This window comes from Methylobacterium sp. J-072, assembly GCF_022829425.1.
GTDB lineage: Bacteria > Pseudomonadota > Alphaproteobacteria > Rhizobiales > Beijerinckiaceae > Methylobacterium.
Genome location: NZ_JAKSYK010000105.1, coordinates 23,377 through 45,364, shown reverse-complemented (window position 1 = coordinate 45,364; position 21,988 = coordinate 23,377). Strand labels below are relative to the sequence as shown.

The window sequence follows — 21,988 nt, the reverse complement described above, 5'->3', positions numbered from 1 at the left end:
CGACCGCCTGGTCGCTGCCGGCAAGCCCAAGATGGTCGCCGTCATCGCCGCCGCCCGCAAGCTCCTCACCATCCTCAACGCCATGCTCAGGGATGAAAAACCATGGCAAAGCGCTTGACCTCCAACACAGTCGCTGAGGTGGCGTAGCGGAGCGGCGCCCTCGAAGGAGCCCTCCAGCCAGCCGCGCGATCGCTGGAGGGCTCCTTCGAGGCTGCTGCGCAGCACCTCAGGATGAGGAGAGAGATTGGGATTTCCATCGATCAGAACCGTCCTTCGACTGCGATCGCGCAGTCGAACAGGCTTTCAGAACATCGCGTGTCCCGAGGTTGCTTCGCTACGCTCGCAATGACGGAGAAGAGAGGGCTGAGCCTTACTCTGCCGCCGTGGCGGAAAACCCATCTTCACCCACAGAGCCGAATTGCGCCGCGTGCAGGCGGCGGTAGATGCCGCCGGCGTCGAGCAGCGCCGCGTGCCGCCCCTGCTCGACGATGCCGTCCTCACCCAGGACGACAATACGGTCGGCGTCGCGGATGGTCGCGAGCCGATGGGCAATGACCAGGGTCGTGCGCCCCTGGGCGAGGTCAGCGAGGGCCTGCTGAATCTCGCGCTCGGTCTGCGTATCAAGGGCGGAGGTCGCCTCGTCGAGGATCAGGATCGGCGGGTTCTTGAGGAACACCCGGGCGATGGCGATGCGCTGCTTCTGCCCCCCCGACAGCCGCACGCCGCGCTCGCCCACCACCGTGTCGAGCCCAGCGGGCAGGCTGTCGATGAGCGCGCCGAGCCGGGCGCGGCGGGCGGCCTGGTCGATCTCGGCCTCGGTCGCGTCGAGGCGGCCATAGGCGATGTTCTCGCGGATCGTGCCGGCGAACAGGAACACGTCCTGCTGCACGATCCCGATCTGCCGCCGCAGGGACGCCAGGGTCAGGGCGCGCACGTCGAGGCCATCAACCGTCACCCGTCCGGCGGCGACTTCGTAGAAGCGCGGCAGCAGCGCACAGAGCGTGGTCTTGCCGACGCCCGACGGGCCGACGAACGCGACCGTCTCGCCGGCGGCGATCGTCAAGTCGAGGCCGGTGAAGATCGGGCGGCCGCTCTCGTAACCGAAGCTCACATTCTCGAAGCGGATGTCCCCGCGCAGGGCCTGCACCTCGACCGCATCCGGGCGGTCGACGATATCGGGCTCGTTGGCGAGCAATTCCTGGTAGCGGCGAAAGCCCGCGACACCCTTGGGATAGGTCTCGATCACCGCGCTGATCTTCTCCAGCGGGCGGTAGAACACCCCGACCAGCAGGAGGAAGCCGACGAAGCCGCCGGCGGTGAGGTCGCCGCGGACCACGAAGGCCGCGCCACCGAGCAGCACCGCGATCTGGACCAGGCGCAGGCCGAGATAGTTGATCGACAGGCTGGCCGCCATCAGCCGGTAGGCTTCGAGCTTGGTGTCCCGGTAGCGGGCGTTGTCCCGGGCGAACAGGGCGCGCTCGTGCTGCTCGTTGGCAAACGCCTGCACGACCCGCATCCCGCCGACATTCTCCTCGATGCGGGCGTTGAAGGCGCCGACCCGGCCGTACTGCGTCTGCCAGTTGCGGGTCAGGCGCCCGCCGTAGCGCAGGCTCACGAAGGCGATGACCGGCAGGATCGCGCCGGTGATCAGCGCCAGGGTCGGGTGGACCCAGACCATCAGCGCGAAGGCGCCGATCAGTGTCATCACGGCGATGAACAGATCCTCAGGGCCATGGTGGGCGACCTCACCGATCTCCTCGAGATCCTTGGTCACCCGGGCGACGAGATGGCCGGTCTTCTGCCCGTCATAGAACCGGAACGACAGCTTCTGCAGGTGGTCGAAGGCCCGGGCCCGCATCGTGGTCTCGATGTTGATGCCGAGCACGTGACCCCAATAGGTCACCACCACCATCAGGCCGGCATTGGCCACGTAGACCAGGGCGAGGCCGCAGGCCGCCAGCACGATCAGGCTCCAATCCTGCTGCGGCAGGAGCCGGTCGACAAAAGTCTTCACCGCGATCGGGAAGCCGAGCTCCAGCAAGCCGGACAGCACGGCGCAGCCGAAATCCATCAGGAACAGCGCCCGATGCGGCCGGTAATAGGCGAGGAAGGCCTTCAGCATGGGGGCGGATCAGCGATCTCTGGCGCATTCGAGGGGACAGAGCGCCCCGCAGGAGGGAACGCCCGGAAGGCGATGACGCAGGCAGCAGGCCCGCCGACGCCGGCAGCCCGACGCATCTGCGCACAGAGCCTGCGCGAGGGGGTTTTTACCGCAGGCGAGCGCACCGCGCCATCCGAGCCGCGTCGCGGCGACCGTGCAGGCCGGCTCGTCCCCGCAACCCAATTCCCCGGCGACGTAGTCGACGATCACCGCGGCGTTGCCCCAGAGGACCCGGGGGGCGATGCCACACCGGGCGTGACACATCGCGACGAAGGGGCGCAGATGATCCTCGACCAGCCCGGCGAGGCCGAGCGCGCAACCGGACCGGCAGTCCGGGGGATCCACCGGCACCAGCAGGCGGGCGGGGCGTCCGGCGGCATCGAGCTCGAGGCGCGTGGTGTCGAAAGCCAGCGGCAGGGTGCGCCCGAGGCAGACCAGGGCGGTCAAGGCCGGTGTCGCGAGCGCGGCCAGATAGAACTGGCTCCAGTACGAGACCAGGACGCGCCGATCGACCGGCCCGTATCCCGCCCCGAAGGCCGACAGCGTCGTGTCGAACACGGCCGGATCGCGCAGCGCCGCCACCGGCAGCGCCGAGGCATCGCCGGGGCCGACGGCGACGCCGTCCCGGTAGGCGGCCAACGAGTCGGGAACGCGCGCGGCGATTTCAGCGATCATCGCGGTCTCTCTTCATCCGCCCGCAGGGTCCGATCCACCGCGATCACGAGCCCCGCCACCGCCGCCGCGTAGATCGGTAGCGTCGCCCCGAAATAACCCGGCCATCCGACCCACCCCGCCAGGGCCGGGGCGGCGACCCGCAGCGGCATCGCCGCGAAGAAGGCCGCGCCGAACAGCAGGGCGTAATCCGTGGCCGGCCGCGGCCCCTGCGCCCAGCGGTAGATCATATTGAACACCGGCACGCCCAGGATCCCGCCGCACAGAAAGTTCAGGATCGTAGCGGCGACCGCAAGCTTCACCGCTGCGGCAGCGCAGGCTGCCGCCATCAGGCCGCCGGAGGCGAGGACGCCGAACGCCCCCAGGGCGATCAGCCGCACCGTGCCGAAGCGTGCGGCGAGGCCGCCCACGACCAGCGCCATGACCAAGTTGATCGCCGGCAGGACGGTTCCGGTCAGGAAGCCGACCTGCGCGAGCGAGACACCGAGGTCGAGCAAGGCCAGGGTGTTGGGTCCCGACAGCAGGTAGGCGGCAGCGAAATAGGCGCCGAGCACGAGGATCCGCGCCGCGAGGGCGCACAGGCGCGCGAACGAGCCCGACCAACGATCCAACGCCCCACCGATCCCATGGAGACGCGCCTCCGGATAGAAGAGGATCGGCAGGAGGCACAGGGCGTCGAGCGCCGCGCAGGCCAGGACCGCCAAGCGCCATCCCAGGAGATCGTAGGACCCGACGAGGACGCCGACGCCCAGGATCCCGCCGAGGGACGCGCCGCAGAGCTTGGCGGAGGCGACGAAGGCGCGCCGCTCGGCCGGCACGGTCTCGACCACCAGCGCTTCCAGCGCGATGTCCATGGTGGCAACGCAGGCACAGGCCGCGACCGCCAGCAGGAGCAGCGCCGGCAACGGCCAGTGCTCGCCGAAGCTCAGGATGCCGAGCAGGAGGATCGTCAGGCCCTGGGCCGCAACGATCCAGCCGACCCGGTGATCGAAGAACGGCATGCGGATCCGGTCGAGGGCCGCGGCCCACAGGAAGGTCAGCCCCACCGGCAGGTTGATGAGTTGCAGCAGCCCGACCTCGGCCAGTTCAAGGCCCCGAACCCGCAGGATCAGCGGCGCGCCACCGGACAGGAAGCCGAGCGTGGCGCCGAAGGTCATGTACAGGCAGAAGAACGGCGCCAGCGGCCGCATGCCGGACAGGGATCTGCCGAGGCGCACGCCGATATCGCCGACTACAGACCGGCTCACCGCAAGCGGCATCGTCCGCCCCGTCGTGACGCGGGGCGATGACCCGGCACCTGGCGGCGCTGCGATCCCGAGCCGTCTGGATTGTGCCAGTTTATAATCAAACTAATTCAATACTTTACCGCGGACTATTTATTTAGACCGGGCACGCAAGGTCGATCAAGGCGTCGGCGCTGGCAGATCTATAGCAACCGGCGTGCAGAACCGGGTTCGACGGACCCGTTCATTTGGGGCCGGGCCCGCTTGCGAACGGCGACCCGAGTGAAACGATCGTAAGTGAACAACTGCCGTTGAGGACGGAGACTTTTCGATAGGGCCCTCACACCATCGGGCGGCCCAGCGTGTTTTCTGGAACACCAACCACGAAAGGCCCGGCCAGCGTGACCCTGGCGGGGCTTTTTGCTCAATCGTCGAGTGAGGAAGCTGAGTTCTACGATCAGTCCGTCCCGCGGAGCCGAAACCTCGTCACCAACTCAAAGCGCCTCGCCTGAGTTTTCCGTTTCCGTGCCCGTCAGTGCGGGCATTCTGGTCGGAACGGCCTATCGTAGAAATCGCGATGGAACTCACCCGCCGTCGCATCCAGGACCGCATCGCCCGCCGCGGGATCGAGAGCAGCCAGCGGCTGGGACGTCAGAGGTAGGTCGTCGATCCTTCGACACGCTCAGGATGAGGGTACCTCGGCCTAGCTCGCCCAGTTCTGCCGTCTCGCCATCCGCTACGAGAGGTGGGCCGACCCAGTTTGAATGTTCACTTCCGGCCGAGCGGCGAAAGTCGCGTGAGCGATTAGATCTCGTCCGACACCCAACGACTTTGGCGGCGTGATCGCGTCCCTTGCCTCGGACGGGACGCGTCGGATTACCAGGAAAACCGTGCGGGCCTACCGCGTGTCCGAGCTCTGAGACGGTTCAGTCATGCGAATCCGGCTTCCGTCCGTACAGGGGAGCGAATGGTCGCCGCACGGTCGTACCAGTCGATCCGGAAGCCACTTGCTCAACGCGTCACAGTCCTCGTCTCCGCCCCGGTGTCGTTGAACGCGTCCTGAAACTCGGGCGAGGTGAGGAAGCGCAACTCGGATCTGAGAGCGACGGCTCGTTCCATGCCAAAGACCGCTTCGAAACGATCCTGGGCCCCGCGCCATAGCTTTGCTGTCTCTCCGAGCTTGATCTCTCCCTTCTCGGTCAACGTGATGCGTCGGACGCGACGATCCCGCGGATCGGGAACGAGCTGGAGATAACCGTCCCGCGTCAGCGGCTTCAGCGTGTGACTGAGGCCGGACAGGTCCATGACCGTCCGTTCGGCGAGTTCCCGCATCGTCGGCGAGCCCATCTTCCGAACCGTCGCGAGCAACCCATGCTGCGTGGCGCGCAGACCGCTCGGCGCGAGAGCCTCGTCGTAGAGCTGGCCGATGCGGCGCATGGCCTGACGCAGGACGGCGTTGCTGCATGTGCTCGGATCGTTGGTCATGGTCGCGTCCTATCGCGATTGCGCAGCGGGGTACACGCGCCGCTCCGAATGAGCGCTGCCCGGTCCTGACAGAGACTCCGCGAGCAACTTGACCCACCCGCGCAAGAAGGTGCATATGCAAGTTCCAATAACTTGCATATGCACCTATGTAAGTTCGATATGGGCGCCACGCCATCGCGGCATTGCCGCGGGGCCGGCTCCTCCGCCGTCGAGGTCACACGATGGACGTGCGCACACGAGCCCTGCTGCAGGATCCGGTCACGCCGACGTTGCTGCGCCTGGCCGCCCCGAACGTCCTGATGTCGGTGGTGCAGGCCTCGGTCGGATTGATCGAGACCTACTTCGTAGCCGAGCTCGGCACAGACGCCCTCGCCGGCATGGCCCTGGTCTTCCCGATCCTGATGTTCGTGCAGATGGTCTCCGCCGGTGCGGTCGGCGGCGGGATGCTCTCGGCGATCTCGCGCGCGCTTGGCGGCGGTCGCCAGGACGAGGCGAACGGCCTGGTATGGCATGCGGTGGCCATCGCGGCGGCCCTCGGCATCCTCACCACGGCGCTGGCGCTGGCGTTCGGACCGGCCCTGTTCCGGGCCATGGGCGGCACGGGCGGATCCCTCGATGCGGCCACGACCTATTCCGCCGCCGTGTTCTCGGGCGCGCTGCTGGTCTGGCTGTTCAACGCGCTCGCCGCGGTGATCCGGGGGACCGGCAACATGAGCCTGCCGGCCACCGTGACCTGCGGGGGAGCGGTCGCGCTCGTCCCCCTGTCGCCGGCGCTGATCTTCGGCTGGGGGCCGATCCCGCAACTCGGCATCTTCGGCGGCGGCGTCGCGGTGCTCGTCTATTACGCGGTCGGCGTGGCGATCTTCGCCACCTACCTGTGGTCGGGGCGCGGCGTGCTCCGGCCGCCCCTGCGCCCACCGGCGCTGTCCGGTGCGGCGCTCGCCGCGATCCTCCGGGTCGGTGCGGTCTCGGCGCTGGTCACCGTCACCACCAATGTCACGATCGCGACCGCGACCGGCCTCGTCGGACAGCAGGGACCGGGAGCGGTCGCCGGCTACGGCACCGGCGTGCGACTCGAATATCTGCTGGTGCCGATCGTATTCGGCTTCGGCGCCCCGCTTTCAGCCATGGTCGGCACGGCGGCGGGTGCCGGCGACATCGATCGGGCGCGACGCTCGGCCTGGACCGGGGCGATCATCTCGGGATGCGTCACGGAGGTGCTGGGCATCGCCGCAGCCCTGGCGCCGGATGCGTGGCTGCGCCTGTTCGGCGACGATGCCGCCATGCTGGCGACGGGGGCGGCGTATCTGCGCATCGTCGGTCCCTTCTACGGGTTCTTCGGGTTCGGCCTGGCGCTGTACTTCGCCGCGCAGGGTGCCGGCCGCGTCTGCTGGCCCTTGGCCTCCGGCATCCTCCGGGTCGTCGTGTCCCTCGGCGGCGGCGCCCTGGCGCTCCACCTCGGCTGGGGGACGAACGGCCTCTTCCTCGCCCTCGGTCTCGGACTGGCCGCGATGGGAATCGGGAACGCCGCGTCGCTGGCCTTTGGCGCCTGGCTGCCCGCGCGTCCGGCCTCCCGACCCATCATGGTCCGAGCCGACGATTACCCCGCCACGGCGAAATCCTAGGAGCCGCATCATGCAGACCCTCACGATCAACGGCACCCGGCACGACCTGGATATCGAAGGCGATACGCCTCTGCTCTTCGTCTTGCGCGACACCCTTGGGCTCACCGGCACGAAGTACGGGTGCGGCATCGGTCAATGCGGGGCCTGCACCGTGATCCTCGACGGGCAGGCCACGCGGTCGTGCCAGATCCCGGTGGAAAGCGTCGGCGATGCCAAGATCACGACCATCGAGGCGATCGGGCAGGACGCGGTCGGCAAGCGGGTCGTGGAGGCCTGGGTCGGCGTGCAGGTGCCGCAATGCGGTTACTGCCAGTCCGGTCAGGTCATGGCCGCCACCGCCCTCCTGCAGCAGAACCCGAGACCCACCGACGGCGACATCGGGCAGGCGATGACGAATCTGTGCCGTTGCGGAACCTACAACGCCATCGCCGCCGCCGTGCGGCAGGCTGCGGCTTGAGGAGCAACGCGCCATGAACGATCTAACCCCCCTGCACCTCACCCACGCAACTCCCCGCGCGAACGCGGAGCCGGTGCGCAATCTCTCCCGGCGCGGTTTCCTCGGTGCAGCGAGCGGCGCCCTGATCCTTAGCGTCGGAGTGCCGGTGGATCCCGCTCTGGCTCAAGCTGAAGGCGCGGCCGCCATCGCGCCGAAGCCCGGTACGCGGATCGCCGCGTTCCTCGAAATCCGTCCGGATGGCACGGTCAAGCTCCTGAGCCCCTTCGTCGAGGGTGGGCAGGGCATCAACACCGGCCTCGCCCAGACCATCGGCGAGGAACTCGACCTCGAACCGAGCCGGTTCGTGGTGGAATGCGCGCCGCCCGGCCCGGACTACGCCGTCGTCAACGGCTTGCGCCTGACCGGCGGCAGCTTCTCGACCCGATCGAGCTACGCCGTCATGCGCCGCCTCGGCGCCACCGCCCGGGAGATGCTGCTGCGCGCCGCCGCCGCCCGACTCGACGTGAAGCAGGAGACGCTCACCACCAGCGACGGGCGGGTGGTGCACAAGGCCTCGAATCGTAGTCTCGGCTACGGCGAACTGGCTGAGGCCGCCCTCGCCCTGCTGCCGCGCGAGGACGTGCCGCTCAAGGACCCCAGGGACTTCCGCTACATCGGCAAGCCGATGGCCCGCCTCGACATGCGCGACAAATCGACGGGCAAGGCCACCTACGCGATCGACCTCAAGGTCGAAGGCATGCTCCACGCGGCCGTGCAGCACGCGCCGCATCTCGGGACCGAGCCCGAGGCGCTGACCAACGAGGCGGTCGTGAGGGCGATGCCGGGCGTCCACTCGATCCACCGCCTGCCCGGCGCCGTGGCGGTGGTCGCCGACAGCTGGTGGCGGGCTCGCAAGGCGGTGGAGGCCCTGCACGTCGCCTGGACAGAACCCGCCGCCGACGGCCTCGCCACCGTCTCGGGCACGTTCTCGTCGGCGGCCATGCTGGCGGCCCTCAAGGCCACGCGCGAGCCTGGATTGTCGGCCGAGGCAGAGGGGGACGTTGCCGGAGCGTTCGCCAAGGTAAGCCATGTGGTCGAGGCGGAATACGACGCGCCCTACCTCGCCCATGCGCAGTTGGAACCGCCCTCATCCATCGCCCGCTTCAATGGGGACGGCACGCTGGACGTCTGGCTGCCGAACCAGATGCCGGAGCTGTTCCAGTCCGTGGCCGCGAAGGTCGCCGGGCTCCAGCCCGACGCGGTGCGCATCCACTCGCCGATGCTCGGCGGGTTTTTCGGACGCCACTTCTACTACGGCTCGTCCAACCCGTTCCCGCAGGCGATCCTGCTCGCCAAGGCCACGGGCCGGCCGGTGCGGCTGCTGTGGTCGCGCGAGGAGGAGTTCGGTATGGACGCGGTGCGGCCGCTCGGCTTCGCCCGCTTCCGCGCCGCACTCGGGTCCGACGGGATGCCCCTCGCGATCCAGACCGTCGCCGTCGGAGAAGGGCCGATCGGCCGCTGGTTCAGCTCGATCTTCAAGGCGCCGGTGGATTCCTCCGTGGTCGAGGGCCTCGACAAGAAGCCCTACGCGATCCCGAACCGGCGCCTCGACTACGTGAAGGTCGCGCATCCCGTCACCATCGCCTTCTGGCGCTCGGTCGGGCACTCGATGAACGACTTCTTCTACGAGAGCTTCCTCGACGAGGTCGCACAGGCCGGCGGCAAGGATCCGTTCGCCCTGCGCATGGCGCTGCTGAAGGACAGCCGGCGCCACGCGACGCTGCTCAAGGCCGTCGCCGACCTCGCGGGCGGCTGGAAGCGCGGCCCGTTCGAGGCCGAGGACGGGACCCGGCGGGCACGCGGCGTCTCCATGGCCTCGCCCTTCGGCTCGGAGACCGCCACCATCGCCGAGGTGTCGCTCAAGGATGGCGAGGCAAAGGTCCACGACCTCTGGATCGCCATCGATCCGGGAAGCATCGTCAACCCGGCCATCGTCAAGCGCCAGGTCGAGGGCGCCGCAGCTCTCGGCCTCTCGGCGACACTGCTGGAGCAGGTGGTCTACGAGGGTGGAACGCGGCAGGCCCGCAACTACGACACCTACCCGATCCTAGACCGGGACCGGATGCCGCGCGTGCACGTCACCATCGTGGAGAGCGGCGCCCCGATGGGCGGCATCGGCGAGCCGGGCCTTCCCGGCGTGCCGCCCGCCGTGGTCAACGCCGTCGCCGCTCTCACCGGCCGTCGCGTACGGAGCCTGCCGCTCGCCAAGGAAAAGCTATCGGGCGTGTAACGCACGGATCAGTGCCGTTTGCACACGGTCATCGAGACCGGGGATCGGTCGACCAAGGACCGCGCCATCATTGAACGGCGATGAGCCGAAATTGGCGAACAGGGGTCGAGGACTGCTGGCACGATACCTATGATGGCGCACCGAGCGACGGATCGGCGCGGCGTGCGGGCGGCGATCCGAGCTGCGGCGTGATACCCGGCGGCTCCTGGAGAAACGAGAGCGCGTTCGTCCGCGCGGCCGCTCGCTTCAAGCGCAACATCAACGTGGCGTTCGACACCTTGGGCCTCCGGGTGGCGAGAGCTCTCGAGCCATGACCGCCACGAGGGCCATCACCGAAGACGCGCCCGATGGGACCGGTGCGCAGAGCCATCGCCGCGGCCCGCGGCCGTGACGGGGTCGCGCTATCGGTAGGCCAGGGACGCGGACACATCACGACCGGCGACCCTGAGTCCTGTCGCGTTTCAGGTGGATGCAGCCACAAGCACCTCCAGCAAGCGTCCGTCGAGTTCGCCTGCCACCGCGTCGACGTCCTTGTCGCCGAACTGACCGAAACTGGCCCTCGGCCGATCGTATTCGAAGGCGACGCGTCCGTCCTGATCCTCGCTCAGAAGCACCCTGATCGGGGCGTAGAGCGCGGACGAGAGGACATGTCGCGTCATCATCGAGGCCGTGAGCGGGTTGCCGATGTCATACTGGATCGCCCGGCGTTGCAGTCCGGCGATCTGCAGCAATTGGCCATGATTTCGGGTGCCGAAGATCGAGAGAGGGGCCTGCCTCCCCAAAAGATCGCGGGCCGCGTCCACCTTTCCGGAAGCCAGAAGCTGAACGTAGGCATTGTCAAGCTTGGGCAGCGCGGCCTCCAAAGCCGTCCTCACCGCTTCGAACGGCTTCGCGGACCGGATCGTGACGTGCTCGGTCGTGACGGGAACGGACGATATCTCAGGGTTCGTCATCGGGTCTCCTACTCCTCTCGGAGAAGATCCGGCACCGCGAGCGGTGTTGCCGGCAAGCATGAATACTCCACTGCCGAACACTACGGTTCGACGAGACAGACCGTTGGCCGCCCGACGGATCCGCGAACTTCTTTGTAGCGGTTCGGAACACGGCCGCCCGCTTGACGCTTCAAGGCGCACCGGCAGGTCACTGGCGCCGACAGGAGGTCGCCTCTGCATCTCGGTATTCAATGACCGCCCGAACTCGAAAACCGGTGAGACGATGGCCGTATCAGGCATATCGAGGTTATCGACGTTCAGTTCTGTGCCGCGGCGATGACGATGCTCGCCCAGTCCTGAGGGCGCTCAAGCGCACTGAAGTGACCGGTATTCGCAAGGGTGATGACCTTCGGCGCGGGCACGCTGCGTTCGACGCCGGCACGATCCTCTTTGGATGACCAATCATTTTCGCCCCAGACAAGCGTCACCGGAGCCTTGATCTTGCCGTATCGCTGGCGGGCTGCGACGAAGCTCGGAAGCGCCTTGAGAAGGCGCCGCATACCCTTCCCGTAATCGCGACGCATGCCCACACGCGAGATCTCATCGAGCAGGTCGTCAGGGAGCTTCTTCGGGTCGTGGAAGCCGCCTCTGATGATGCCGCCGGTGATCGACCGGTTCTCCGTTGACGCGAAGATCGGACCGATGAGGGGCGCGCGCACGCTCTTGATGATGATCGACGCGAGGAGGTTGGCGCGCTCCAGACCGGGCAGGTAGTCGTAGGTGTTGAAGGCCACGACGCGATCCACCCCGTCACCGAGTTCCGCCGCCAGCGAAAGGGAGAGCGTGGCGCCGATCGACTCGCCGGCCAGGATCGGACGGCGGAGGCCCAGGACCTGCAGGAACGCCTTGAGCTGCGCCCGGAGTGTCGGCTCGTCCTTTGGGCCCTCCGGCAGGAGGTCCGACCAACCAAAACCCGGCAGGTCGAGAGCGTAGACGGTGAAATGCCGCGACAGCAGGGGGATCACGAACTGGAAGATATCGAGCTGCGTGCGCACGGTGTGCGTCAAGACGAGATCCGGCCCTTCGCCGGCCCGGACATAGCGTATCCGGGTCCCGTCCCGCAGAGTGGCGAAGGAAACCTCACCCGCGTCGAGCCAGCGGCGCGTGTAATTCAGAGCCGCATCCCCGACGGCATCGTTCGTTTGCTTCGTCATGATAACGCTTCCTGAGGTCGAGCGGATCTGTACGATCCATTATTGGGCTTGCGCTGACCGCCGCGGCGCGGGGTGATCGCGCTCTCTGGCGGCGGCAGGGGGCGGGAGCCCGGCGGGCGCGCAGAGTCGGGCCATCTCCGCTTCGAGCTTTGAGATGCGTCTGGCGTGGATCTCCGCTTCGGTCGTGCCCAAAGCGTCCTCAATCGCTCGGAGCCTGTCCCAGAGGCTTCGCCACGTCGGTGGCGCGAGCAGTGTCCGAACCGTGGAGCCGATCATCGTCATCCTCAGCTTGCCGATTGCTGTCTTCGAGGCGTTCGGACCGCACAGCGCTCTGAAAATCCCGATGGGTGCCTACTCCACGTCCATGGTGCGCAGGTGGAAGCTCGGGGCCTCCCGACTGTCCTTGAGCGTCTTGGCGAGCAGCGACAGCTGACCCTCGGCGACCCAGATCCTGTTGCCCACGACCGTCACGCCGGTCGCGCCGGCGAATTGACCGATGGGTTGGACTTTGGCTCCGTCACCCGAGACCGTGACGCGGCTCAGGGCGCCGCTGCCCTCGACCATCACGAAGCCGTCGCGGAACGGGCGCAGCCCGTCCGGAAACTTCAGGGGCCGCGTCGTCTCGAGCCGCGTCACCCGACCGGCGACGCCATTCGTCATGCCGATGCGGAACATCTCCCCGCCCAGGAAGGTGTTCACGTACAGGTTTCCGTCGATCCCGAAGGCGATGCCGTCGAGCCCGTTCTTGAGCGTATCGTCCTCGACGAGGACCTCGAACGCCGTGGCGCCCGGCTTGAGCCTCAGGATCCGGGGAGCCAGCGTGTCGGTGACGTAGAGCGCGCCGTCCCCGTCCAGGGCGAAGTCGTTCGCCAGGGCCTTCCCGCCCGGCAGCCGGACGCTCAGCCTGAGCGCACCCGTCGCGAGGTCGAACGCCTTGACCCACCCGCCCTCCGTGGTGGTCGGTCCGGGTGCGCCGATGGCCGTGGCGTCGTTCGAGGCGACCCAGAGAGTGCCGCGCCGCTCGTCGGCCAGGAGGCCGAAGGTCGATCGCGTCCCGTATTCGCCGGGTTTCAGGAAGGGCGTCGCGGCCGCCCCGCCGCCCTCGATCCTCAGGACGCCCCCGTCGGCGATGCTGCTGAAGAAGAGCGTGCCGTCGGCAAGCGACGTCACGCTCTCCGGAAAACGGCTGGTATCCGGCAGCCGTATCGCCGTCGACCTGTCCGCGGCGGCCGCGGGCAAGGCTGCCCAGGCAATCACCAGCGACAGCGCCGAAAGCCGGAGCGCGTGCCGAACCGTCTCGAGGCCGCTCATGGCAGGACCTTTTCGTTCACCGGGTGCCGGGTTCGTTCGCGTCCGGGGCGCTGCGCCGAAGCCCGGGAGGCTGGGCGCCGCCCGAGGTAGGCGGGCCCCGTCAGGCGGCCTCGACTGCCAGCGCGATGCCCTGGCCCCCGCCGATGCAGAGGGTGACCAAGCCGCGTCGGATGCCGTCGCGACGCATGGAATGGAGCAGGCGCGTCGTCAGCACCGCGCCGGTCGCGCCGATGGGGTGGCCGTGCGCGATGGCACCGCCCTCGACGTTGACGATGTCCTCGGGCAGGCCGAGCTCCCGCGCCACGGCCAGGGGCACGACCGCGAAGGCCTCGTTGATCTCGACGCGCTCGACGTCGCCGAGCGACCAGCCGGCGCGCTCCAGCGCCTGGCGGACGGCCGGTACGGGGCCCAGGCCGAACAGGCCCGGCTCGCAGGCCCCGACCCCGTAGGCGACGAGGCGCCCGAACGCATCCAGGCCGTTGCCGTCGGCGAAGCCCCGCTCCGCCACCACCATCGCCGCCGCCCCGGAATTCAGGCCCGGCGCGTTGCCGGCCGTGATCGTCCCGTCCTTGCGGAAGGCCGGCTTGAGCTTCGACAGCGTGTCGACGGTGGTCTCCGGCCGCGGGGCCTCGTCCCGCCCGAAGGCCTCAACACCCTTGCGGCCCTTGATCTCGACGGAGGCGATCTCGGCGTCGAACGCGCCCGCGGCCTGCGCCTGCGCGAACCGCGCCTGGGAGCGGGCCGCCCAGGCATCCTGGGCCTCACGACCGATCTGGAACCGCGTCGCCAGGTCCTCGGTGTGCCATCCCGAATGCTCGCCGGAGAAGGCGTCGTTGAGGCCATCGCTCAACATGCTGTCGAGGATCTGGGCATGGCCCATGCGGTGGCCCCAGCGCCCGCCCTCCATCAGGTACGGCGCCCGGTCCATGTTCTCCATGCCGCCCGCGACCGCGACGTCATGGTGACCGAGCCGGATCTCGTCGGCCGCCGTCGCGATGGCCTGGGCGCCGGAGCCGCAAACGCGGTTGACCGTTAGGGCCGGTACCGAGACCGGAACGCCCCCGTGCACCGCGGCCTGGCGAGCCGGGTTCATGCGGTTGCCGGCCTGGACGACGTTGCCCATCGTCACGCTTCCGAGCCTGCCGGCGTCCAGTCCCGAACGGCGAAGCGTCTCGCGGATCGCGGTCGCGCCGAGCTCGGTGGCGGCGGTCCCCTTCAGGCTGCCGCCGTAGCCGCCGATGGCGGTCCGAACGGGATTGCAAAGGACGATGTCACGCATGGTCTGGCCTCCTCCAGGGGTGCCGGCGGCGCGGTGTCAGGCGATCTGGAACCAGTCGGAGACGTCCCACGTCCGGTTCGGCTTCTCCGGCGAACTTTCCTCGGATGTCTCGACGAGGAGGCAGGTCATCGTCGCCGTGGCGCAGGCCTGGCCGTCGGCATCGGAGAGCTGTGCCTCGGCCACCGCCCGCTGCTCTCCGACGTCGATGGCCCGTGCCACCGCGGTTAGGGTTCCCGACGCGGCCGTCAGCGGACGCAGGTAGCTGATCCGGGTGTCGAGCGTCGTGTAGGTTTGTCCAGCCGGCAGGGCGGACTGAACCGCTGAACCGAGCGCCAGGTCGAGCAGGGCGGCCACGGCGCTGCCGTGAACCGGTCCGAAGGGATTGTAGAGGTCGACGCCCGGCTTCCGGCGCACCGTCGCGCCGCCGTCCCTGACCGCGACGTACGCGATGTCGAGCAGCGCCATCGCGGGCGGCGGCAGGATCTCGCCGGCGGCCATGGCGCGGAGCAGGTCGAGGCCGGATCCGACCGGACCGGGCCCGTCGAGGCGCCTGTTTTGGCCTGAGGATGTCCGGTCATCGGCCAGGTCGGTGCTGTTCATCGGTTGCGAACTCCCATGGCCTGCCGGGGCTGGCGGAACCGGGATCGACCGGCCTACCAGGTTCAATTAATATGATGACTAACATCTATTCGAGCCTGGATGACGCGTCAACCGCGATGAAGTTCCAAGAGCGCCGGATCAACCTCCAGGCGTGGTGATCTCTTGACCGGGGACGATCCGTTTCAGGACGATGCTGGCGTTCACGCCCCCGAACCCGAAGCCGTTCGACAGCGCGTAGTCCACGGATGCGTGTCGCGCCTCCGGTCCGATGAGGTCCAGGCCGGCGGCTGCCGCGTCGGGATCGGTGAGGTTAAGCGTCGGCGGGAGGACGCCCGCGCGGAGCGCCTGCACCGTGATGACCGCCTCCAGGCCGCCGGCCGCACCGAGGAGGTGACCGGTCGCGGACTTGGTCGAGGAGATCGCCGGGCCGGCCTCGCCGAACACGGATCTGAGCGCCGCCAGTTCGCCCGCATCACCAACCGAGGTCGCAGTCGCGTGCGCGTTCACGTAACCGATGGCGGCCGGTTCGAGCCCCGCCATGGCTAAGGCTGTGGTGATCGCCTGGCGGGCGCCGCTGCCATCCGCCGGTCCGGCGGTCAGGTGGTAGGCGTCGGCGCTGGTGCCGTACCCGACCAACTCGGCTAGTGGGACGGCACCCCGTTCCAGCGCATGCGACAGCGTCTCAAGCACGAGGATGCCGGCACCCTCGCCCATGACGAAGCCATCGCGACTTCGGTCGAACGGGCGCGAGGCGGCTGCCGGGGTGTCATTGTAGGCTGTCGAGAGGCTGCGCGCCGCGGCGAAGCCACCGAGGGCGACGCGGGTGACGCACGCCTCCGCACCACCGCAGACGACGACGTCCGCCTCGCCGGCGCGGATGAGGCGCATGGCATCGCCGATGGCCTGGACGCTCGCCGCGCAGGCGGTGACGGGAGCCCCGAGTGGTCCCTTGAAGCCATACCGGATGGAGACATGGCCGGCAGCCAGGTTGACCAGGAAGGCCGGCACCGTGAACGGCGACAGGCGCTGCGCGCCGCGGGCGCGCACGGTCTCCACGGCGTCGGTGATGGTCTGGAAGCCCCCGATGCCGGAGGCCACGATGGTCGCGGTGCGTACGCGCTCCCGCTCGGTCGAAGGCTTCCAGCCCGACTGTCGAAGCGCCTGATCCGCGGCCACCAGCGTGAACTGGATGAAGCGGTCCATCTTGCGGCGGTCCTTAACCGGGATGAGGGCGTCCGGATCGAACCCCTCCGGGTCCTCGCCGATGGATGGCACGAGCCCGGCGACCTTCGCGTCGATGTCGGGGACGAGGTCGTCCGGCAGGCGCCGCAGGCCTGACCGGGACGCGATTAGCCGGCGCCACATCCCCTCGACGCTGCAGCCCAGCGGCGAGACGACACCCAGTCCCGTCACCACGATCCGTTCGCGCATCGGTATCCTCTCGCAAAGTCTGGTCGCGCGGCGTGCGGCGCACGGCACATGCGGGTCCCGATTGGGCGCTCCGGGTCGCTGGCTTAGGTCGTCGGGGACGCGCTCATGGGGGCGCGGGCCGGAACCGCCGGCCCGGCCCCGTCGACGTCACGCGGAAACGGAAGCCTGCGCCGCCTGGATCAGTTCGCTCGCCAAAGCCTCATCGTCGACGGCCCGCGCCAACACGACAGCGCCGACAATTGTCGACAACGTCGCCAGGGACCGCTGCCTGCGGCGCTCCTTGGCGACCCTGGGCGTCAGGCCGGCGAGGATGGAGGCCATGCGCTCCACACCGTGCGTGAATCGCGAGCGGACGGGACCGCCCCGCGGCTCCCGCGCCACGTCGTTCGCCAGGGCCGCGAGAGGACAGCCTATACCGGGCGACTTCACGTGCGCGAGGGACAGGTAGTTGGCGAGGAGGGAATCGAGGCTCCCGCGGCGATCTTCGGACAGCGCGGTGTCGAACGCCTCGGCCGCCAGGGCCTCCTTGTTGGCGAACTGGCCGTAGAAGCCGCCATGGGTGAGTCCGGCGGACGCCATGATATCGGCGACCCCAACGCCATGGAGACCACGCTCCCGGAACAGCGACGCGGCGACTTCGACGACGCGTTGGCGGTTGAGCTTGGCCTGCTCCTGCGAGACTCTGGGCATTGCCTGATCCTTCGACGGTCCTGACGCCTATATAAAGGCAGGCCGTCATCTAAAGAAGCCTTGGACCACGGGTCGTTCCCTGTGGCGGGTGGCGCTCTGGAACCGAGCGCGCTGAGGGAGGTCTCGAATTTCGACCGACCGGCCTGCGTAGGGGGGCATGAACGCAGGCCGGTCGACGCCTCGCACGTTCCATCGCTGAACGTGCGATCCTGGGATGCCCCGCCGTCGGGGCATGGACCTTGGGATCCCGGGTCAGGGCTTGGCCTGGACCGGCACCGCATCCGAACCGGATGCGACGCCCGCAACGATCGGTTCTCGTCCGACCCGGAACCACAGGGCGTAGAGAGCGGGCAGGAACAGCAGGGTGAGCAGGGTCCCGACCCCGACGCCGCCGATCAGCACGTAGGCCAGCGCCCCCCAGAACACGGAGTGCGTCAAGGGGATGAAGGCCAGCATCGCCGCTGCCGCCGTGAGGATCACCGGACGGGCCCGCCGCACCGTGGATTCGACGATGGCCTCGTAATCCGACAGGCCGGCGGCGCGGTCGTGGTGAATCTGGTCCACCAGGATCAGCGTGTTGCGCATCAAGATGCCCGACAGCGCGATCAGGCCCAGGATCGCATTGAAGCCGAAGGGCTGGTGGAACAGCAGCAGGGTCGGCGCGGCCCCGACAAGGCCGAGCGGCGCAGTGGCGAACACCATGAACATCGTCGTGAACGACCGGACTTGGAGCATGATGACCGTCAGCGTCACGATCAGCATCAGCGGAAAGACCGCGACCAGCGCGTTCATCGCCTTGGCGCTCTCCTCCACCGCCCCGGCCGTGTCGATCCGGTAGCCGGGCGGCAGCTTCGCCTTGATCGCGTCGAGCTGCGGGAAGATCTGCGCGTGGATGTCCGGCGGCTGCTTGCCGTCGAGCACGTCGCCCTGCACGCGGATGTAGGTCTCGCGATTGTAGCGCTTGAGCACCGCATCCTCGTTGCGGCTCTCGAGGTGCGCGACCTGCGAGACCGGCACCTGGCGCCCGTCATGGGTGGTCAGGGTCAGGTCGCCGATCTCGCCGAGGGAGCGTCGCTCGGGGCCGGGGCTGCGCAGGAGCACATCCACCGAGCGCAGGTTCTCGCGCACCTGGGTCGCGGGCGTCCCGTTGAGGTAGCTCTGCAGCTGCTGGCCGGCCTCCTTCGGGGTCAGGCCGATCAGGCGCAGGCGTTCCTGGTCGAGGACGAGGTGCAGGCTCGGGGTCTTGTCGCCCCAGTCGAGATGGACGAGGCGCATGTTGGGGTTGGCCATCATGACGTCGCGGACCTCGGCGGCGATGCCGCGGATCACGTCGGGGTCCGGCCCGACCACCCGGAAGGCCACGGGGAAGCGGATCGGCGGCCCGAACACGATCTGGAGGACCCGCACCCGCGCCTCGGGGAAGAGCCCGTCGCTCACGAGCTTGCGAAGCTTGATCCGAAGCGCGTCGCGGGATGCGGCGTCGGTGGTCTGCACGACGATCTGCGCGAAGGCGGCATCGGGCAATTCCGGGTCGAAGGAGAGCACGAAGCGCGGCATGCCCTGCCCGATGTAGCTCGTGATCTCGCGCGCCTCCGGGAGCCCACGGACGGCCGCCTCGACCGCCTTGACGCTGGCCTCGGTCGTGGCGAAGGCCGAACCGGTGGGCAGGGTCACCTCGACGATGAGTTCGGGCCGCTCCGAGTTCGGGAAGAACTGCTTCTCGACCTTGCCCATGCCGACGACGGCGAGGGCGAACAGCCCGACCGTGATCCCGGCCGCCAGCCACTTGTGATCGACGGAGGCCCGCACCACGCGGCGCAGGCGCTGGTAGTTCCTCGTGGCGTAGATCGCCTCGTGGCCGCCTTCCACTTTCTTGATGTTGGGCAGGAGCTTGACGCCGAGATAGGGCGTGAAGGTCACGGCCACGATCCAGGAGATGATCAGCGAGAAGCCGACCACCCAGAAGATGTTGCCCGCGTACTCGCCCGCCGTCGAGGCGGCGAAGCCCACGGGCAGGAATCCCGCGATTGTGACCAGCGTGCCGGTGAGCATCGGCGCGGCGGTGGCGCTCCAGGCATGGGTGGCCGCCTCGATCCGATCGACGCCTTCCTCCATGCGCACCACCATCATCTCGATGGCGATGATGGCGTCGTCCACGAGCAGGCCGAGGGAAATGATCAGGGCGCCGAGGGTGATGCGGTCGAAGTCGCGGCCGGTGACCATCATCACCACGAACACGGCCGCGAGCGTGATCGGGACCGCGAGCGCCACCACGATGCCGACGCGGAAGCCCAGCGCCACGAGGCTGACGACGATGACCACCGAGAGGGCGGTGAAGAACTTCACCATGAACTCGTGGATGGCGTCGTCGATGACCTTGGCCTGGTCGGTGATCTTCGTGAACGCGATGCCTGTCGGCAGCTCGTGGTGGATCGCCACCTCCTCGGCGTTCAGCGCCTCGCCGAGCGCCAGGCCGTTGAAGCCGGGCTTCATCACCAGCCCCAGCATCAGGGCCGGCTCGCCGTCATTGCGGATCGCGAAGACCTTCGGGTCCTCGTAGCCGCGCTTGACCTCCGCGATGTCGCCGAGCTTGAGGCTTCGGTCGCCGGCTGCCACCGGCAGGTTGCGGATCGTGTCCAGGCCGTCGATGGCGCCGTCCAGGCGCAGGTACACCCGCGGGCCGGCGGTCTCGACGAAGCCCGCCGGCGTCACGTCGTTCTGGTTGGCCAGCGCCGCGAGCAACTGCTGCCCGGTGATGCCGAGCGTGGCCAGACGCTGGTAGGAGATCTCGACGAAGATCTTCTGGGCCTGCTCGCCCAGGATGTTGATCTTCTCGACGCCCGGCACCCGCAGCAGCCGCTGGCGCAGGTCCTCGGACCGCAGCACGAGGTGCCGGTGCGGCAGGCCCTGGGCCTGGAGTGCGTAGAGGGCGAAGTAGACGTCCGAAAACTCGTCGTTGAACAGCGGTCCCATGACGCCGCGCGGCAGGGTGGACGCTTGGTCGGATAGTTTCTTGCGGGCCTGGTAGAACTCCTCCTGTAGCCTTGCCGGCGGCATGCTGTCCTTGAAGTAGACCTTCATCAGCATGAGGCCGGGCCGCACCGTCGTCTCGACGCGGTCGTAGTAGACAAGCTCTTGCAGGCGCTTCTCCAACGGGTCGGCCACCTGCCGCTGGATCTCCGAGGTCGTGGCACCGGGCCAGGCGGCCGAGACCGCCATCGTCTTGACGGTGAAGGCCGGATCCTCGGCGCGACCGAGCTTCTGGAAGGCGAAGAAGCCGGCGGCGGTCACCGCGATGATCAGGAAGAGCGTGACCGCCCGCTCGCGGACCGCCAGGGCGGAGAGGTTGAAGCCGGTCATCGCGCGACTCCCGTTAGGCTCGGGGGGGCTTGGCGCACCGTCTGTCCGGCCTTGAGGAGATGGGCGCCGAGCGACACGATGCGGTCGCCCGGATTGAGGCCGGACACGACCTCGGCCCCTTCCTCGGACAGGCGGGCGACGGCGACCGGCTGGGCCGCGACGGTCTTGGTCTCGGTGTCGAACTTCCAGACTTCCGAGCCGTGCCCGATGTCGAACAGGGCCCCGAGCGGCACGTCGACCGACGCGGCGCGCCCGGCATCCGTCGGCTTGAGCCGGAGCGTCACGGTCGCCCCGAGCGGCGCATCCTCGCCGCCGCCCGACAGGATATAGCGCGCCCGGTACGTCCGGGTGGCCGGGTCGGCGGTGGCCGACAGCTCGCGCAGCCGGGCCGGATAGGTCGTCTCGCCCTCGGCGTAGAGCGTCGCCGAGGCCGCACCCTTGGCCAAGCGCCGGCTCGCTTCGGGCAGGAAGACCTCCGCCTCGCGCGCCCCGTCACGGGCCAGCTTGACGACGGTCTGGCCAGCGGCGACGACCTGCCCGGGCTCGGTCGGGACCTCCATCACGACGCCGTCGGCATCGGCCTGGAGTTCGGAATAGCCGGCCTGGTTGGAGACCTGGCTCGCCTGGGCCTCCGCGTTGGCGAACTGGGCGATGGCGGCGTCCGCGGCGGCCTTGTTCTGGTCGTAGGTCTGCTTCGAGGTCCAGCCGTCCCCGACGAGCTTGCGGCTGCGTTCCTCGTCGGCCTTCGCCTTGATCATCTGCGCCCGGGCCGCCTCGACGGACGCGCGGGCCGCGTTGAGCGCCAGGGTAAAATCGGTCCGGTCGAGGCGCATCAGCGGCTGCCCGAACCGGACGTGGTCCCCCGGGTCGACGAGCCGCTCGAAGATCTTGCCGCCGACGCGGAAGCCGAGATTGCTCTCCGTGCGGGCGCGGATGACCCCGGTATAGCGCGCGACCGCCCCGGTCCCCGGTCCGACCTCGATGGTCTGGACCAGCGGCGGCTCCGGAGGCACCGCGGTTTCGGCCGGCGAGCACGCCGCGAGGGCCAATGCGGAAAGCCCGAGCATCCATCTCGCGTCCATTGCCCGCCTCCACGTCCAGCCGATCATGCCATAAAAATTATGGTCATCATCTATTGTGCGTGCGCTTCGCCGTCAATGGCCGAACGAAGCCATGATCGGGCGTCGGACGTGGAACACCCGCCAGACGCACGCATGATCAGCAGCTTCAGCGACGCGATTCAGGTGCGCTGGTAGCGATCCTACGGGAATTCGAAGTT

At 68.6% G+C, this 21,988-nt stretch carries 17 protein-coding genes and 1 pseudogene; 5 read left to right on the top strand and 13 right to left on the bottom strand.

Features of this window, described 5'->3' with window-relative positions:
- Positions 1-118, top strand: a pseudogene (locus MKK67_RS11895) (IS110 family transposase); the annotation flags it as partial.
- Positions 119-370: 252 nt separating this feature from the next.
- On the opposite strand, the gene MKK67_RS11890 reads toward MKK67_RS11895, so the two are convergent.
- The 4 genes from MKK67_RS11890 to MKK67_RS11875 all read right to left on the bottom strand — a co-directional run bounded on the left by MKK67_RS11890 (position 371) and on the right by MKK67_RS11875 (position 5,541).
- Positions 371-2,122, bottom strand: coding sequence for an ABC transporter ATP-binding protein (locus MKK67_RS11890; RefSeq protein WP_243964833.1), 1,752 nt, complete (start codon positions 2,120-2,122; stop codon positions 371-373).
- A 9-nt stretch (positions 2,123-2,131) separates the two neighbouring features.
- The gene (gene fhuF, locus MKK67_RS11885) at positions 2,132-2,836 is read right to left on the bottom strand and encodes a siderophore-iron reductase FhuF (RefSeq protein WP_243964831.1); all 705 of its coding nucleotides are present in this window, start codon (positions 2,834-2,836) and stop codon (positions 2,132-2,134) included.
- Positions 2,833-4,092, bottom strand: a complete 1,260-nt coding sequence (locus MKK67_RS11880; protein WP_243964820.1) for an MFS transporter — start codon at positions 4,090-4,092, stop codon at positions 2,833-2,835. The genes fhuF and MKK67_RS11880 overlap by 4 nt, the downstream gene beginning before the upstream one ends.
- A gap of 975 nt (positions 4,093-5,067) precedes the next feature.
- Positions 5,068-5,541 (bottom strand): MarR family winged helix-turn-helix transcriptional regulator, encoded by a 474-nt coding sequence (locus MKK67_RS11875; RefSeq protein WP_243964818.1) that lies wholly within the window; start codon positions 5,539-5,541, stop codon positions 5,068-5,070.
- A 221-nt stretch (positions 5,542-5,762) separates the two neighbouring features.
- Here MKK67_RS11875 and MKK67_RS11870 point away from each other — a divergent pair, with 221 nt between their 5' ends.
- From MKK67_RS11870 to MKK67_RS32905, 4 genes are all read left to right on the top strand, one after another.
- The gene (locus MKK67_RS11870) at positions 5,763-7,166 is read left to right on the top strand and encodes an MATE family efflux transporter (RefSeq protein WP_243964816.1); all 1,404 of its coding nucleotides are present in this window, start codon (positions 5,763-5,765) and stop codon (positions 7,164-7,166) included.
- A gap of 10 nt (positions 7,167-7,176) precedes the next feature.
- A complete protein-coding gene (locus MKK67_RS11865) occupies positions 7,177-7,623 on the top strand; it encodes a (2Fe-2S)-binding protein (RefSeq protein WP_243964803.1) in 447 nt (148 codons plus the stop codon).
- 13 nt (positions 7,624-7,636) lie between these two features.
- Positions 7,637-9,892 carry a xanthine dehydrogenase family protein molybdopterin-binding subunit gene (locus MKK67_RS11860; RefSeq protein WP_243964792.1) on the top strand — a complete coding sequence of 752 codons (2,256 nt, stop codon included), beginning with the start codon at positions 7,637-7,639 and terminating at the stop codon, positions 9,890-9,892.
- An 80-nt stretch (positions 9,893-9,972) separates the two neighbouring features.
- Entirely contained in the window at positions 9,973-10,206 is a 234-nt protein-coding gene (locus tag MKK67_RS32905) for an SUMF1/EgtB/PvdO family nonheme iron enzyme (RefSeq protein WP_409568395.1), read from the top strand.
- Positions 10,207-10,353: 147 nt separating this feature from the next.
- On the opposite strand, the gene MKK67_RS11855 is transcribed toward MKK67_RS32905, so the two are convergent.
- The 9 genes from MKK67_RS11855 to MKK67_RS11815 all read right to left on the bottom strand — a co-directional run bounded on the left by MKK67_RS11855 (position 10,354) and on the right by MKK67_RS11815 (position 21,791).
- A complete protein-coding gene (locus MKK67_RS11855; RefSeq protein WP_243964780.1) occupies positions 10,354-10,845 on the bottom strand; it encodes a DUF302 domain-containing protein in 492 nt (163 codons plus the stop codon).
- 296 nt (positions 10,846-11,141) lie between these two features.
- Positions 11,142-11,891 carry an alpha/beta fold hydrolase gene (locus tag MKK67_RS11850; protein ID WP_243964778.1) on the bottom strand — a complete coding sequence of 250 codons (750 nt, stop codon included), beginning with the start codon at positions 11,889-11,891 and terminating at the stop codon, positions 11,142-11,144.
- A gap of 498 nt (positions 11,892-12,389) precedes the next feature.
- Positions 12,390-13,349, bottom strand: coding sequence for a hypothetical protein (locus MKK67_RS11845; protein WP_243964776.1), 960 nt, complete (start codon positions 13,347-13,349; stop codon positions 12,390-12,392).
- 100 nt (positions 13,350-13,449) lie between these two features.
- Positions 13,450-14,628 (bottom strand): thiolase family protein, encoded by a 1,179-nt coding sequence (locus MKK67_RS11840; RefSeq protein WP_243964774.1) that lies wholly within the window; start codon positions 14,626-14,628, stop codon positions 13,450-13,452.
- Positions 14,629-14,664: 36 nt separating this feature from the next.
- Positions 14,665-15,228, bottom strand: a complete 564-nt coding sequence (locus MKK67_RS11835) for a PaaI family thioesterase (protein WP_243964763.1) — start codon at positions 15,226-15,228, stop codon at positions 14,665-14,667.
- Positions 15,229-15,366: 138 nt separating this feature from the next.
- Positions 15,367-16,659, bottom strand: a complete 1,293-nt coding sequence (fabF, locus tag MKK67_RS11830; RefSeq protein ID WP_243964761.1) for a beta-ketoacyl-ACP synthase II — start codon at positions 16,657-16,659, stop codon at positions 15,367-15,369.
- Between the two features lie 147 nt (positions 16,660-16,806).
- Complete coding sequence (locus MKK67_RS11825; RefSeq protein WP_243964737.1) at positions 16,807-17,349, bottom strand: TetR/AcrR family transcriptional regulator; 543 nt, start codon at positions 17,347-17,349, stop codon at positions 16,807-16,809.
- 252 nt (positions 17,350-17,601) lie between these two features.
- The gene (locus MKK67_RS11820) at positions 17,602-20,709 is read right to left on the bottom strand and encodes an efflux RND transporter permease subunit (RefSeq protein WP_243964735.1); all 3,108 of its coding nucleotides are present in this window, start codon (positions 20,707-20,709) and stop codon (positions 17,602-17,604) included.
- The gene (locus MKK67_RS11815; RefSeq protein WP_243964732.1) at positions 20,706-21,791 is read right to left on the bottom strand and encodes an efflux RND transporter periplasmic adaptor subunit; all 1,086 of its coding nucleotides are present in this window, start codon (positions 21,789-21,791) and stop codon (positions 20,706-20,708) included. The genes MKK67_RS11820 and MKK67_RS11815 overlap by 4 nt, the downstream gene beginning before the upstream one ends.
- Positions 21,792-21,988: the final 197 nt, after the last annotated feature.